This window comes from Bacillus sp. BR3(2024) (assembly GCF_039134555.1).
Taxonomy (GTDB): Bacteria; Bacillota; Bacilli; order Bacillales; family Bacillaceae_G; genus Bacillus_A; species Bacillus_A cereus.
This window is the reverse complement of sequence record NZ_CP152433.1, coordinates 4,936,856-4,951,546: the sequence shown is the minus strand read 5'-3', so window position 1 is coordinate 4,951,546 and position 14,691 is coordinate 4,936,856. Positions and strand designations below refer to the sequence as shown.

The following is a 14,691-nucleotide window of genomic DNA, read 5'->3' as shown; positions in this document are numbered from 1 at the left end:
TTTCTAAATATGCTGAAGTTTTTGGTGAGTATTTTATCTTTTTGTTGTAATTTGTCGAGATGGTAGGTATAATTTCAACCGGCATTTTCATGTATGGATGCACCATTTGTAGTTTTCGTGTAAAATTAGGAAATAAAACTTTTTATAAGGCAGGTACGAAAATGAAAATAGCTATTGTTACTGATAGTACGGCATATATACCGAAGCAAATTCGTGATGAACTCAATATATATATGATTCCATTAAACGTTGTGTTTGGAACAGAATCTTATCAAGAAGAAGCTGAAATTTCAGCAGATGATTTTTATGTGAAAGTACGTGAACAAGAGGAACTTCCAAAAACTTCTCAACCAGCAATCGGAAAGTTTGTTGAGCTATATGAAGAACTAGCTAAAGATTATGATGCAGTTATTAGTATTCACCTATCAAGTGGAATTAGTGGTACATATCAAACATCAACGACAGCTGGACAGATGGTAGAGGGTATTGATGTATACACGTATGACTCTGAAATTAGTTGTGAAGTACAAGGATTTTATGTGCGTGAAGGTGCAAAGTTAGCAAGTGAAGGAAAGAACCCAAAAGAGATTATCGCTCGTTTTGATGAAATGAAGAAAACGATGGACGCCTATTTTGTAGTTGATGATTTACATCATTTACAACGTGGTGGTCGATTGAATAGCGCGCAAGCTTTCATCGGCAGTCTGTTACAAGTGAAGCCAGTTTTATATTTTAGAGATAAAATCATTATTCCGTTTGAAAAGATTCGTACACGTAAAAAAGCATTAAAACGTATCATTGAAATTTTTGATGAGCAAGCAAGTAAAGGTGTACCTATGGAAGCAGTTATCATTCATGCACAACGTGAAGAAGAAGCGAATGAATGGAAGAAAGAATTAGAAGCAAAATATCCTCACGTCACAATTCGTACAGGTTATTTTGGAGCTGTAATTGGTACGCACTTAGGTGAAGGTGCATTAGGTCTTGGATGGTATACGAAGTAATAAAGATATAAAAAGCTCTCTTTTTAAGAGGGTTTTTTTACGGGTATGTTACGTTTAGTTGACAAGTTAATATTTGGAAATGGTAAAATGTACGTAAAATAAAATAATGAGGAAAGTTTTATAACTTACTTTTTACAAGAAACTATATTATAATAGAAGAGAGGTGAAACATATGGAGCATAATTCTTGTTTATGTCCAAAGTTTGAGTCAGCTTTTACTCTGCTTAGTAAGAAGTGGACTGGCTTAATTATTAAATCTTTGCTTGAAGAGTCGAAACGTTTTAGAGAAATTGCAGATATTATCCCAAATATGAGCGATCGTATGTTGTCAGAGCGTTTGAAGGAATTGGAAAGCGAGGGCATTGTAGTTCGTAATGTCTATCCAGAAGTACCAGTTCGAATCGAGTATGGCTTAACTGACAAGGGAAAAGCGTTAGAAAGTGTTATGGATGAGGTCCAAAATTGGGCTGAGAAATGGATGAAGTAGCATTTCATTTGTATTCGTATATTTAATAAAACGTAAGGGATTCCTTACGTTTTTTCTTTGTTTATAGAAGTGAGAAAAGTATATAAATTTCTACACATACATACAAAAATATACGCATTTTGCGCTAGAGCTACATATAATATTACATTTGTTTTACAAAAACGTAACATTAGCAAAAAAAATCCCGAATTATGGTATAAATTTTATAGGTTATATACGGAAAAAGAAAAAAGAAAGCGGTGTAAAAAATAAAATGAAAAAGCTAAAAATGGCATCTTGCGCATTAGTTGCAGGGTTAATGTTTTCTGGGCTAACACCAAATGTATTTGCAGAAGATAAAATTTCTGACGTGAAATCACAAATTAATACACAAAATGACACTTTACATAAACAACAACAAGAACGTGATGAATTACAAAAACAAATGAATGACTTAAACAAAACAATTCAAGGTTTAGATAAATCTGTTCAAGAGAATGCTGCAAAGCTTGATGAAACAACGAAAAAAGTTGCTGATACTGAGCAATTAATTGAAAAGAAAAATAAAGATATTGCAGAATTACAAACAAAGATTGCAAAACGTGAAGAACTATTAAGAAAGCGTTTAGTTGCACTTCAAGAACAACCAAATACGAACGTTGTAACAGAAGTTCTTGTAAACTCTAAAAATATTGCAGATTTAGTTGATCGCTTAACTTCTGTTTCTAAAATTCTTGAGTCTGATGAAGATATCATGAAAACACAACAAGAAGATCAAGCTAGTGTGAAAAAAGATGTTGCAACGGTAAAAGAGAAACAAAAAGAATTAAAAGAAGCACAAGCTCAAATTGAAACTGCTAAGAAAGATCTTGACGCTGAAAAAGCGAAAAAAGAAACTGCAGTAAATGATTTAAGCGGTAAAATGGAAACAGTTGTAACTACAATGACAAGTACGGAAAGCCAATTAAAAGAGCTTGAACAACAGGCATTAAAATTACAACAAATTGCTGAAAAAGAAGCGCAAGAAAAAGCTGCACAAGAAGCTGCTGCTCAAAAGCAAGCAGAGCAAGCTGCTAAAGACGCGCAAGCTCAGCCAGCACAGCAACCAGCGGCGGCTCAACCAGCACAAACGCAAGCTCAACCAGCAGCTCCAGCAAATAATGCTGTACAAGCTCCAAAAGAAGAGTCTAAAAAAGAAGAACCTAAAAAAGAAGAAGCGAAAAAACCAGCACCAGTAGTAACAAATGATGGTGGCGGAAGACAAGATGTTGTTGAAAAAGCTAAAGGCTTAGTAGGTCTAAAATACGTATGGGGTAGTGCGTCAATTTCAAACGGTGGTTTTGACTGCAGTGGTTTAATCTCTTACGTTTACGGTTTAGGTCGTCAAGATACTAGAAGTCTATGGAGTTCTGTACAAAAAATTAGCCCATCTGAAGCGAAACCAGGAGACCTTATCTTCTTACAAGGCACATATAGAGCGGGCGTATCTCACGTTGGAATTTACATTGGTGGCGGTCAAATGATTCATGCTGCTGATGAGTCAACAGGTGTTACTTATGGTAGCGTAAATAGCTCTTACAACCAAAAACATTTCTTAGGTTACGGAAGATTATAGAATTATAATTCAATGAAAAACGTGTATAAAGTCGATAGCTTACTATTTTCTAAGTAGGTTATCGGCTTTTTTGAGTTTTTACGAGATGATGAGAAAGGTTTATAGTAGTGCTGGAGGTGATTGTTGATGCTAGCGGGGAAACAGTTGCTATTAGAAGAACTTTCTTCAGATTTACAGAGGGAATTAAACGATTTGAAAAAGAAGGGAGAGATCGTATGTGTACAAGGTGTAAAAAAGAAGAATTCTAAATATATGTGCCAACGCTGTGGAAACGTAGATCGGTGGCTATTTGCGTCGTTTTTATGTAAAAGGTGCAGTAAAGTGTGCACATATTGCCGGAAGTGTATAGCGATGGGGAGAGTAAGTGAATGTGCTGTACTTGTTCGCGGGATTGCTGAAAGAAAGAGAGAAAAGAATTCAAATTTGTTACAGTGGAACGGGACGTTGTCTACTGGCCAGAATTTGGCGGCGCAAGGAGTTATAGAGGCTATTAAGCAAAAAGAATCATTTTTTATTTGGGCTGTATGTGGGGCTGGGAAAACAGAGATGTTGTTTTACGGTATTAACGAAGCGCTTCAAAAAGGAGAAAGAGTTTGTATCGCAACGCCAAGAACGGATGTTGTTTTGGAATTAGCACCGAGATTACAAGAAGTATTTCCATATATAAAGGTAGCGGCTTTATATGGAGGGAGTGTAGATAAAGAAAAAGATGCAGTACTAGTCGTTGCGACCACGCATCAATTATTACGTTATTATAGGGCGTTTCATGTCATAGTTGTAGATGAGATAGATGCTTTTCCATATTGTGCAGATCAAATGTTACAGTACGCGGTAAAACAAGCGATGAAAGAAAAAGCGGCGCGTATTTATTTAACTGCGACTCCAGATGAAACGTGGAAGCGAAAACTTAAACAAGGTAAACAAAAAGGTGTTATTGTTTCTGGACGATATCACCGTCATCCGTTGCCAGTTCCTCTATTTTGCTGGTGCGGAAATTGGAAGAAAAGCCTCAACCGTGAAAGAATTCCTCGAGTTTTACTACAATGGTTAAAGATGTACTTAAACAAAAAGTATCCTGTTTTTTTATTCGTTCCCCATATACGATATATAGAAGAAATAAGCTCGTTATTGAAATCATTGCATAATAAAGTTGAAGGGGTACATGCAGAAGATCCGATGAGAAAAGAGAAAGTCGCAGCGTTCAGAAAGGGAGAAATCCCATTATTAGTTACAACGACAATTTTAGAGCGAGGCGTAACGGTGAAAAATTTGCAAGTTGCAGTTTTAGGGGCGGAAGAAGAAATATTTTCAGAAAGTGCGCTCGTACAAATTGCGGGCCGAGCAGGGCGGAGCTTTGAAGCACCGTATGGAGAGGTCATTTATTTTCACTATGGCAAGACAGAGGCGATGGTGCGCGCGAAAAAACATATTCAAGGTATGAATAAAAATGCGAAAGAACAAGGATTGATCGATTAATGCATTGTTTACTTTGTGATGAGTATTTTGTAGAAAAGGTTAGTTGGTACACTTTTTTTGTAAAGTGTCATAGAAAATATATATGTGAGAGATGTGAGCAGAAACTTTCCTATATTATAGGAGAAATTTGCATGGAGTGCGGGCGACCTTTAGAATTTGTTCCTGCCTCATTTCAAGAAGACGGTATTTGTATAGATTGTATAAGGTGGATGAAAGAGGAGAAGTATCGTTCTTTTAAAAACCGTTCGTTATATATGTATGATGATAAGATGAAAGAAATAGTAGCGCAGTTTAAGTTTCGGGGGGATGCAGAGTTAGTGCACATTTTTTATCGTCCTTTTCGAAGTTTATTTCAAAAGTGTTTTGCCAATGTTTCAACTGTTATCGCTGTTCCACTTAGTAAGGAAAGGGAAGTTGAACGTGGTTTTAATCAAGCTGAGTTATTAGCAGTTTGTTTGCCTGTCAAAATTTCTTATCCATCATTAAGAAGAAGGGAAACAGAAAAGCAAAGTAAGAAGACACGTAAAGAAAGGGTGTCAGGAAGCAATCCTTTTTATTTTCAGGGAGAAGAGATGTTTTCTGGGCAACATATTTTACTCGTTGATGACGTGTATACGACAGGGATTACAGTTAGGCAAATCGGAAGTTTGTTATATGAAAGAGGGGCAAGGGAAGTATCTAGTTTGACACTTTATAGAAGTTAATATGGCAGTGTCGAAAGGGATAATAAAAAGACGATAAGTCTTCTTTGACTTCATATGTTGTCATTCGTTATAGTCAAAATATGGGGCGAATGCCCTGATTTTTAGAGTGAAGGGAATGGAATGAACATGCAAGGAAGAGTGAAATGGTTCAATGCAGAAAAGGGATTTGGGTTTATTGAGCGTGAAGATGGTGACGATGTATTTGTCCATTTTTCTGCTATTCAACAAGATGGGTATAAGTCATTGGAAGAAGGGCAACAAGTAGAGTTTGACATTGTAGATGGAGCACGTGGACCACAAGCAGCTAATGTTGTGAAACTGTAGGGTATATTGTTTGGGGAAGAGAAAGCTGCGTTTGTGGCAACGTTATATATATGTAGTAGAACCTCTTGTTTTTCGCAAGGGGTTTTTGTTATAGGGTAAGTTGTCAAAAAGTTGTTTCTTTTCTGTAACGAATTGTCCACAGTTATATTCGTTATTCACGATGTTAATAGGATAAAATAAAGATAGAAACGATGCATCTTTTCATTTCAACAAAAAACGATAAAAAAATCGCAATTCCACTAATTTTTTTAAAAAAGTTAGAAGGAGTTTTTAAGCCAATGTCGAAATTATAGTACATAGGCTTGAAAGGAGGAATTCATCTATGAAATTCAACATTCGTGGTGAAAATATTGAAGTAACTCCAGCATTAAAGGAATATGTAGAGAAAAAACTAAGTAAGTTAGAGCGTTATTTTGATACATTCCCAGAGATTAAAGTTAATTTAAAAGTATACTCTGACAAGCAACGTGTCGAGGTAACAATCCCATTTACTGATTTATTACTTCGTGCAGAAGAAACTAATAGCGATATGTACGCTGCTATCGATTTAGTAGTTGATAAAATTGAGCGACAAATTCGTAAACATAAAACAAAAGTAAATCGTAAGTTACGTGAGAAAGGTTCTATAAAAACGAACTTTATCCTTCCAGAAGCAGTAGCTGTGCTGGATGAGGTAGAAGAAGATGAATTAGAACTTGTACGTACAAAACGATTCGATTTAAAACCGATGGATGTTGAAGAGGCAATCCTACAAATGGATATGCTAGGACATAATTTCTTCGTCTTCACAAATGCTGATACAAATGAAACTAATGTTGTATATGGTCGTAAAGATGGGAAATATGGTTTAATCGAAACTAAATAATAATTCGAAAGCGCAGCCGAATGAGGCTGCGCTTTTTTTGCTGAAAATAGATTTTTAAAAAACTTTTCTTAATTTAGAACGAGACAATCGGCCGATTGTTGTCATAGTTATAAGACAAGTGTTACAATTATCATTAGGTATATACATTTTAGTTTTTTTAATTAGGAGAAAAATTGGCATAACATACATTTGATTTTTATAACGACTGATTGTAATAGAGAAAAAGAAAAACAATCGGAAGTTTTATTTTAATAAAAAGAGGAGCGTATTTCCTATGATCGGTATTTTAAAAAAGGTGTTTGATGTAAATCAACGCCAAATTAAACGTATGCAAAAGACAGTTGAGCAAATTGATGCATTAGAGTCATCTATTAAGCCACTAACTGATGAACAATTAAAAGGAAAGACGCTTGAATTTAAAGAACGTCTAACAAAAGGTGAAACAGTAGATGATTTACTACCTGAAGCTTTTGCAGTTGTTCGCGAAGCGGCAACTCGTGTTCTTGGAATGCGTCCATATGGCGTACAGTTAATGGGTGGTATTGCCTTACATGAAGGGAATATTTCTGAGATGAAAACGGGTGAAGGTAAAACGTTAACATCTACATTACCTGTATATTTAAATGCTTTAACAGGAAAAGGTGTTCACGTTGTTACAGTCAATGAATATTTAGCACAACGTGATGCGAGCGAAATGGGACAACTTCATGAGTTCCTTGGCTTAACGGTAGGAATTAACTTAAATAGTATGTCACGCGAAGAGAAACAAGAGGCTTATGCTGCTGATATTACGTATAGCACAAATAATGAGCTTGGATTCGATTACTTACGTGATAACATGGTTTTATATAAAGAGCAGTGCGTTCAACGTCCACTTCACTTTGCTATTATCGATGAAGTCGATTCTATTTTAGTCGATGAAGCACGTACGCCGCTTATTATTTCAGGACAAGCTCAAAAATCAACAGAGCTATACATGTTTGCAAATGCATTTGTTCGTACGTTAGAAAATGAAAAAGATTATTCATTTGATGTGAAAACGAAAAATGTAATGCTAACAGAAGATGGTATTACGAAAGCAGAGAAAGCTTTCCATATTGAAAACTTATTCGATTTAAAACATGTAGCACTTCTTCACCATATTAATCAGGGGCTTCGTGCACACGTTGTTATGCATCGTGATACAGATTATGTTGTACAAGAAGGCGAAATCGTAATTGTAGACCAATTCACTGGTCGTCTTATGAAAGGTCGTCGTTATAGCGAAGGATTACACCAAGCGATTGAAGCAAAAGAAGGTGTAGAAATTCAAAATGAAAGCATGACGCTTGCAACAATTACATTCCAGAACTACTTCCGTATGTATGAAAAATTATCTGGTATGACTGGTACAGCGAAAACAGAGGAAGAGGAATTCCGTAACATTTACAATATGAACGTTATTGTAATTCCGACAAACAAACCGATTATTCGTGATGATCGTGCCGATTTAATCTTTAAATCAATGGAAGGTAAGTTCAATGCTGTTGTTGAGGATATTGTAAATCGTCATAAAAAAGGACAACCTGTTCTTGTAGGTACAGTTGCAATTGAAACTTCAGAGCTTATTTCAAAAATGTTAACGCGTAAAGGTGTACGTCATAACATCTTAAATGCGAAAAACCATGCTCGTGAAGCAGATATCATTGCAGAGGCTGGTATGAAAGGTGCTGTAACAATCGCGACGAACATGGCAGGTCGTGGTACAGATATTAAGCTTGGAGACGATGTGAAAAACGTTGGTTTAGCAGTTATCGGTACAGAGCGTCACGAAAGTCGTCGTATTGATAATCAGTTACGTGGTCGTGCTGGTCGTCAAGGGGACCCTGGTGTTACGCAGTTCTACTTATCGATGGAAGATGAATTAATGCGCCGATTTGGTTCAGATAATATGAAAGCAATGATGGACCGCCTTGGTATGGATGATTCTCAGCCGATTGAAAGTAAAATGGTTTCTCGTGCGGTAGAATCTGCACAAAAACGTGTTGAAGGAAATAACTATGATGCACGTAAGCAGTTACTGCAATATGATGATGTACTTCGTCAGCAACGTGAAGTTATTTACAAACAGCGTCAAGAGGTAATGGAGTCTGACAACTTACGCGGCATTATTGAAGGTATGATGAAATCTACAGTAGAACGTGCTGTTGCTCTTCATACACAAGAGGAAATTGAAGAAGATTGGAACATTAAAGGTCTTGTTGACTACTTAAATACAAACCTTCTTCAAGACGGAGATGTAAAAGAAGAAGAATTACGTCGCCTTGCTCCTGAGGAAATGAGCGAGCCAATTATTGCGAAATTAATTGAGCGATACAATGAAAAAGAAAAGCTTATGCCAGAAGAGCAAATGCGTGAGTTTGAGAAGGTTGTTGTATTCCGCGTTGTAGATACGAAATGGACAGAGCATATTGATGCGATGGATCACCTTCGTGAAGGTATTCATTTACGTGCTTACGGTCAAATCGATCCACTTCGTGAGTACCAAATGGAAGGGTTCGCGATGTTCGAGTCAATGGTTGCTTCTATTGAAGAGGAAATTTCTCGTTACATTATGAAAGCTGAAATTGAACAAAACTTAGAACGTCAAGAAGTTGTTCAAGGTGAAGCTGTTCATCCTTCTAGCGATGGCGAAGAAGCAAAGAAAAAGCCAGTTGTAAAAGGTGACCAAGTGGGCCGCAACGATTTATGTAAATGTGGTAGCGGTAAAAAATATAAAAACTGCTGTGGTATCGTTCAGTAATATAGGACGGTAGCTTAGGCTGTTTTGCAAACTTTTATATCAAAAATGTATAATTAAGAAGGATTAAACTCTCTCCGTAATAAGTGGAGAGAGTTTCCCTTGTTTTCATACGAAAGTAACAGCAATTACATAGAGGTGAAGGAAATGGAATTAGTAGAAATTAGACAGGAATTAGAGAAAATGGCTAAGCGATTAGCGGCTTTTAGGGGGTCTCTTTGACCTCCCTACTAAGGAGAAACAAATTGCAGAATTAGAAGAGAAAATGATGGGCGCAGGATTTTGGGATGACCAACAAGGCGCACAAGCTGTAATTAATGAAGCGAATGCGTTAAAAGATATGGTTGGAAAGTTCCGTCAGTTAGATGAGACGTTCGAAAATTTAGAAATCACGCATGAGCTTTTAAAAGAAGAGTATGATGAAGATTTACATGAGGAATTAGAATCAGAAGTAAAAGGCTTAATTCAAGAAATGAATGAGTATGAGCTTCAGTTACTATTAAGTGATCCTTATGATAAAAATAATGCGATTTTAGAATTACATCCAGGTGCAGGTGGAACTGAGTCACAAGACTGGGGTTCTATGCTATTACGTATGTACACACGCTGGGCTGAAAAACGCGGATTCAAAGTAGAAACGGTTGACTATTTACCAGGTGATGAAGCTGGTATTAAGAGTGTAACTTTATTAATTAAAGGTCATAACGCTTACGGTTACTTAAAAGCAGAGAAAGGTGTACATCGTCTTGTACGTATTTCACCATTCGATTCTTCAGGGCGTCGTCATACATCATTCGTATCTTGTGAAGTTGTACCAGAGTTCAATGATGAAGTTGAAATCGAAGTACGTACAGAAGATTTAAAAATTGATACGTACCGAGCAAGTGGAGCTGGTGGACAGCACGTAAATACGACAGATTCAGCAGTTCGTATTACACATACACCGACAAATACGGTTGTAACATGTCAGTCGGAGCGTTCTCAAATTAAAAACCGTGAGCATGCGATGAAAATGTTAAAAGCGAAATTATATCAAAAGAAACTAGAAGAGCAACAAGCAGAATTAGATGAAATTCGCGGAGAGCAAAAAGAAATCGGATGGGGTAGCCAAATCCGTTCTTACGTATTCCACCCGTATTCTCTTGTAAAAGACCATCGTACAAATACGGAGGTTGGTAACGTACAAGCTGTTATGGATGGAGAGATTGATCCATTTATTGATGCTTACTTACGTTCTCGCATCTAATAAGCGAAAAAAAGCCAACGAAATTGTTGGCGCATGCTGAGGACAATAGAGGATATAAAGAATTTGATTTTATTTTTATAGATGAAGTAAAGAGGAAGAGAAGTTGGAAACGACAACTTCTCTTTTTGATGGGATTATATGTAGATTACAATGCTGTATATTGTTTTGTAAAAAGTAGAGAATAGTAAAATAGAGCGGTAATATGGTAAAGATTTATATAGAACTTTTCTAATTTTCCTTTTAAAAAGGATGCTTTATAGAAGTTTTTTAAGTTGTTCACAGAATTGAAACAACTTATGAAAGCTTTATTTTATCAAGGTTCTCACTGTATTTTTGAGGGATATGAAATACACCTTAGTTTTTCTATATAAAGATAATGCTTATAATGAAAATGAGTGTGTTAGGAATAAAAAGAATATCAACAATGGGGAGCGATAGAAGTGAAAAAAAAATTGTTGGCTATTGCGCTAGGGACATCGGTTGTTTTTGCTTTAGGAGCATGCGGAAATAAAGAAGAGAGTAAGTCTTCGAAACAGTCTGCAAGCACAGACAGCGCAGAACAAATTTTCCAAAGAAGTTGTGCGGGATGTCACGCAACAGATTTATCAGGGGCAACTGGACCTGATTTAAGAAAAGTAGGCGGTAAGTACGACGCTACAGATATCGAAGAGATTATTAAAAAAGGCCGCGGTTCAATGTCACCAGGACTTATTCAAGGTGAAGATGCGAAAAAAGTGTCTGAATGGTTAGCTGAACATAAATAAAAAAGGTGAAATGGACGAGTTGATAATATAGTCAACTCGTTTTCCTTTTTTCTGGTATGTAACATAACTGTAACAAAAATGTATCCAAATTGGAAACCGTTTGATGTTACAATGGGGTTTGTAGAATTTTGCTGAAATATATTACATAGAGTGGTATTGCTTATGAGAAAGCATAAGTAAACTATCTTCAACAAGGATGACTAAATGAAAATGAAGGATGTCTTTTGTTTTCAGATGTACAGAAAAGTATTTCGAAAAAAATCATTAAGTATTGGGTGATAAATAATGATAAAAATGACGAATGTTTATAAGGAGTACCCGAATGGTATGAAAGCCATTGCTGGTCTTACAGTTAACATTAAACAAGGTGAATTCGTATACGTAGTTGGACCGAGTGGAGCCGGAAAATCTACATTTATTAAAATGATGTATCGTGAAGAGAAACCATCTACAGGATCTATTAATGTAAATGGACTTACTATCGAAACATTGGCAGAAAGAGACGTTCCGTATTTTCGTCGTCAATTAGGCGTGATTTTCCAAGATTTCAAATTGCTACCTAAATTAACGGTATATGAGAATGTTTCGTTTGCTTTAGAAGTAATTGAAGAAGAACCGGATGCAATTCGTGAGCGTGTAACAGAAGTTCTAGGTCTTGTAGGCCTTGAAGATCGTGCAGACGCACTTCCAAGTGAGCTTTCGGGCGGGGAGCAACAACGTGTGGCTATTGCAAGAGCAATTGTAAATAGACCAAAGGTTGTAATTGCCGATGAGCCAACAGGTAACTTAGATATTGAAACAGCTCTTGATATTATGAATATTTTTACTCGCATTAATGAGCGCGGCACAACGATTGTTATGGCGACGCATAATGCAGATATCGTAAATACAATCCGTCATCGTGTAATCGCGATTGAAGGCGGAAAAATTGTTCGAGATGAGATTGAGGGAGGATACGGATATGAAGGCTAAGACCCTTAGTCGACATTTGCGAGAAGGTGTAAAGAATCTATCACGTAACGGATGGATGACATTTGCTTCTGTTAGTGCAGTAACAGTTACATTATTACTTGTAGGTGTCTTTTTAACAGCGATTATGAATATGAACCATTTTGCGACGAAAGTAGAGCAAGATGTAGAGATTCGTGTACACATTGATCCAGCTGCAAAAGAAGCGGATCAAAAGAAATTAGAAGAAGATATGAGTAAGATTGCAAAAGTAGATTCTATTAAATATTCTTCTAAAGAAGAAGAGTTAAAACGTTTAATTAAAAGCTTAGGTGATAGTGGAAAAACGTTTGAGTTATTTGAACAAGATAACCCACTTAAAAACGTATTCGTTGTAAAAGCAAAAGAACCAACCGATACAGCGACAATCGCGAAGAAGGTTGAAAAAATGCAGTTTGTTAGTAATGTTCAGTACGGAAAAGGACAAGTTGAACGATTATTTGATACTGTAAAAACTGGTCGTAACATTGGGATTGCGTTAATTGCTGGTCTTTTATTCACAGCGATGTTCTTAATCTCTAATACAATTAAAATTACAATTTATGCTCGTAGTACAGAAATTGAAATTATGAAACTTGTTGGTGCAACAAACTGGTTTATTCGTTGGCCATTCTTGCTAGAGGGATTATTCTTAGGAGTATTAGGATCAATTATTCCAATTGGCCTAATTCTAATTACGTATAATTCGTTGCAAGGTGTGTTTAATGAAAAACTTGGCGGAACAATTTTCGAGCTTCTACCATACAGTCCGTTCGTATTCCAATTAGCTGGTTTACTAGTGTTAATCGGTGCTTTAATCGGTATGTGGGGAAGTGTAATGTCAATTCGTCGCTTCTTAAAAGTATAAAAAGTTGCAAACATAATTCGTACAAGCTTATCATATAGTAGAAATAGGTAAAGGCATCACACACTGTGTGATGCCTTTTGCTACACCACCTGTGTGTTTTGGAAAGGGGAATTCCGCATTGAAACGTAGAGTTGCAATTATTGGAATGGTTGTTGCATTTTTAATTGGTGCTGGCGGAATGTTTGCAGGCATGTCTGTATTTGGGGTTAACCCATCAGAAGTAACGCAAACAATTTCGAGTGGGAATGCTAGCACTGCGCAAGGGAATTTGGCAAAAATTAATGAGGCGTATGCACTAATTGATTCACGTTATGTGGAAGACGTGAAAGATGAAAAGTTAGTTGAAGGTGCAATACAAGGTATGTTGTCTACGCTGAAGGACCCTTATTCCACGTATATGGATAAAGAAACAGCCAAACAGTTTAGTGAATCGCTTGATCCCGAATTAGAGGGGATTGGGGCTGAGGTGAACAAGACGGACGGTAAGCTTATTATCGTATCGCCAATTAAAGGTTCACCAGCAGAAAAGATAGGAATTAAACCGAATGACCAAATTTTATCTGTAGATGGAAACAGTGTGAAAGACTTATCACGTGAAGAAGCAGTATTAAAAATTCGTGGTAAAAAGGGAACGACTGTCGCAATTGAAATTAAACGTGCGGGAGTAACTGATCCGATTGTATTTAAAATTAAGCGTGAAAAGATTCCGATCTTTACAGTGTTTAGTTCTGTGAAGCAAGAGAGTGGAAAAGATATCGGTTATATGCAAATCACTTCTTTTGCTGAAAATACAGCGAAAGAATTTAAGGATCAGTTAAAAGAGTTAGAGAAGAAAAATATAAAAGGCTTAGTTATTGACGTGCGTGGTAATCCTGGTGGCTACTTAAATAGTGTAGAAGATATACTAGGGGAAATTATGACGAATAAAAAGCCGATGCTACAAGTAGAGCAGCGAAATGGTGAGAAGAAGAAATTCTCTACGGAACTGAAAGAGAGAAAACCATATCCAATTTCAGTATTAATTGATAATGGAAGTGCTTCTGCTTCAGAGATTTTAGCGGGTGCGCTAAAAGAAGGAGAAGGATACGATTTAATTGGTGAAAAGACATTTGGTAAAGGTACTGTCCAGCAAGCTGTTCCATTTAAAGACGGCAGCAACATTAAATTAACGATGTTTAAATGGTTAACACCGGATGGGAACTGGATTCATAAAAAAGGAATCGCGCCAACAGTAGAAGTGAAGCAACCAAATTATTATCATGCGACACCAATTCAAATTGAAAAAACACTTTCATACAATTCAAATGATGTACAAGTAAAACATGCTCAGGAAATGCTTAAGAGCTTAGGTTATGTACCAGGTCGTGAAGATGGATACTTTAGTAAAGAGACAGAATCGGCTCTGAAAGCATTCCAAAATGCAAATGAAATGGAAGCGACAGGACAGCTTGATAAAAAGACAGCTGAAGCGATTCAAACTAAAATTATCGAAAAAATCCGTTCTGGAGAAAATGATCTACAATTACAGTCAGCATTAAAATTAATGGCAAAATAAGAAGAAATACAGGCAGTTTGCTGCCTGTATTTTTTTGT

General features: G+C 36.5%; 13 protein-coding genes. All 13 read left to right on the top strand.

Features of this window, described 5'->3' with window-relative positions; all coding sequences use genetic code 11:
* Positions 1–161 precede the first annotated feature (161 nt).
* The 13 genes from V7S45_RS25620 (at position 162) to V7S45_RS25560 (ending at position 14,653) form a co-directional block, all read left to right on the top strand.
* On the top strand, positions 162–1,004 hold the full coding sequence (locus tag V7S45_RS25620) for a DegV family protein (protein WP_000684725.1): 843 nt from the start codon (positions 162–164) through the stop codon (positions 1,002–1,004).
* A gap of 172 nt (positions 1,005–1,176) precedes the next feature.
* A complete protein-coding gene (locus V7S45_RS25615) occupies positions 1,177–1,491 on the top strand; it encodes a helix-turn-helix domain-containing protein (protein WP_000400857.1) in 315 nt (104 codons plus the stop codon).
* A gap of 148 nt (positions 1,492–1,639) precedes the next feature.
* Entirely contained in the window at positions 1,640–3,085 is a 1,446-nt protein-coding gene (locus V7S45_RS25610) for a C40 family peptidase (protein ID WP_025686689.1), read from the top strand.
* A 126-nt stretch (positions 3,086–3,211) separates the two neighbouring features.
* A complete protein-coding gene (comFA, locus tag V7S45_RS25605) occupies positions 3,212–4,561 on the top strand; it encodes an ATP-dependent helicase ComFA (protein WP_089607723.1) in 1,350 nt (449 codons plus the stop codon).
* Positions 4,561–5,265, top strand: a complete 705-nt coding sequence (locus V7S45_RS25600; protein WP_342761557.1) for a ComF family protein — start codon at positions 4,561–4,563, stop codon at positions 5,263–5,265. The genes comFA and V7S45_RS25600 overlap by 1 nt, the downstream gene beginning before the upstream one ends.
* Before the next feature lie 126 nt (positions 5,266–5,391).
* Positions 5,392–5,589 (top strand): cold shock protein CspC, encoded by a 198-nt coding sequence (cspC, locus tag V7S45_RS25595; RefSeq protein WP_001990088.1) that lies wholly within the window; start codon positions 5,392–5,394, stop codon positions 5,587–5,589.
* A 322-nt stretch (positions 5,590–5,911) separates the two neighbouring features.
* A complete protein-coding gene (gene raiA, locus V7S45_RS25590) occupies positions 5,912–6,454 on the top strand; it encodes a ribosome-associated translation inhibitor RaiA (RefSeq protein WP_000671185.1) in 543 nt (180 codons plus the stop codon).
* Between the two features lie 274 nt (positions 6,455–6,728).
* Positions 6,729–9,236: a preprotein translocase subunit SecA gene (gene secA, locus V7S45_RS25585; RefSeq protein WP_000579387.1), complete on the top strand. Its 2,508-nt coding sequence runs from the start codon at positions 6,729–6,731 to the stop codon at positions 9,234–9,236.
* A 144-nt stretch (positions 9,237–9,380) separates the two neighbouring features.
* A protein-coding gene (gene prfB, locus V7S45_RS25580; protein ID WP_096001716.1) for a peptide chain release factor 2 occupies positions 9,381–10,479 on the top strand; the annotation gives its coding sequence in 2 pieces (ribosomal slippage) (positions 9,381–9,452 and positions 9,454–10,479; 1,098 coding nt in all).
* Between the two features lie 440 nt (positions 10,480–10,919).
* On the top strand, positions 10,920–11,243 hold the full coding sequence (gene cccB / locus V7S45_RS25575) for a cytochrome c551 (RefSeq protein ID WP_103622726.1): 324 nt from the start codon (positions 10,920–10,922) through the stop codon (positions 11,241–11,243).
* A gap of 285 nt (positions 11,244–11,528) precedes the next feature.
* Positions 11,529–12,215: a cell division ATP-binding protein FtsE gene (gene ftsE, locus V7S45_RS25570; RefSeq protein ID WP_000594321.1), complete on the top strand. Its 687-nt coding sequence runs from the start codon at positions 11,529–11,531 to the stop codon at positions 12,213–12,215.
* Positions 12,205–13,098 (top strand): permease-like cell division protein FtsX, encoded by an 894-nt coding sequence (gene ftsX / locus V7S45_RS25565; RefSeq protein WP_000645027.1) that lies wholly within the window; start codon positions 12,205–12,207, stop codon positions 13,096–13,098. The genes ftsE and ftsX overlap by 11 nt, the downstream gene beginning before the upstream one ends.
* Before the next feature lie 70 nt (positions 13,099–13,168).
* On the top strand, positions 13,169–14,653 hold the full coding sequence (locus V7S45_RS25560; RefSeq protein WP_002005957.1) for a S41 family peptidase: 1,485 nt from the start codon (positions 13,169–13,171) through the stop codon (positions 14,651–14,653).
* Positions 14,654–14,691 lie beyond the last annotated feature (38 nt).

Excerpts from the sequence above, each read along its gene's own strand:
- raiA (WP_000671185.1), top strand. The coding sequence starts at position 5,912 with ATGAAATTCAACATTCGTGGTGAAAATATTGAAGTAACTCCAGCATTA.
- cspC (WP_001990088.1), top strand. The coding sequence starts at position 5,392 with ATGCAAGGAAGAGTGAAATGGTTCAATGCAGAAAAGGGATTTGGGTTT.
- comFA (WP_089607723.1), top strand. The coding sequence starts at position 3,212 with ATGCTAGCGGGGAAACAGTTGCTATTAGAAGAACTTTCTTCAGATTTA.
- V7S45_RS25620 (WP_000684725.1), top strand. The coding sequence starts at position 162 with ATGAAAATAGCTATTGTTACTGATAGTACGGCATATATACCGAAGCAA.
- ftsX (WP_000645027.1), top strand. The coding sequence starts at position 12,205 with ATGAAGGCTAAGACCCTTAGTCGACATTTGCGAGAAGGTGTAAAGAAT.
- V7S45_RS25600 (WP_342761557.1), top strand. The coding sequence starts at position 4,561 with ATGCATTGTTTACTTTGTGATGAGTATTTTGTAGAAAAGGTTAGTTGG.
- secA (WP_000579387.1), top strand. The coding sequence starts at position 6,729 with ATGATCGGTATTTTAAAAAAGGTGTTTGATGTAAATCAACGCCAAATT.
- V7S45_RS25615 (WP_000400857.1), top strand. The coding sequence starts at position 1,177 with ATGGAGCATAATTCTTGTTTATGTCCAAAGTTTGAGTCAGCTTTTACT.
- ftsE (WP_000594321.1), top strand. The coding sequence starts at position 11,529 with ATGATAAAAATGACGAATGTTTATAAGGAGTACCCGAATGGTATGAAA.
- V7S45_RS25560 (WP_002005957.1), top strand. The coding sequence starts at position 13,169 with ATGCCTTTTGCTACACCACCTGTGTGTTTTGGAAAGGGGAATTCCGCA.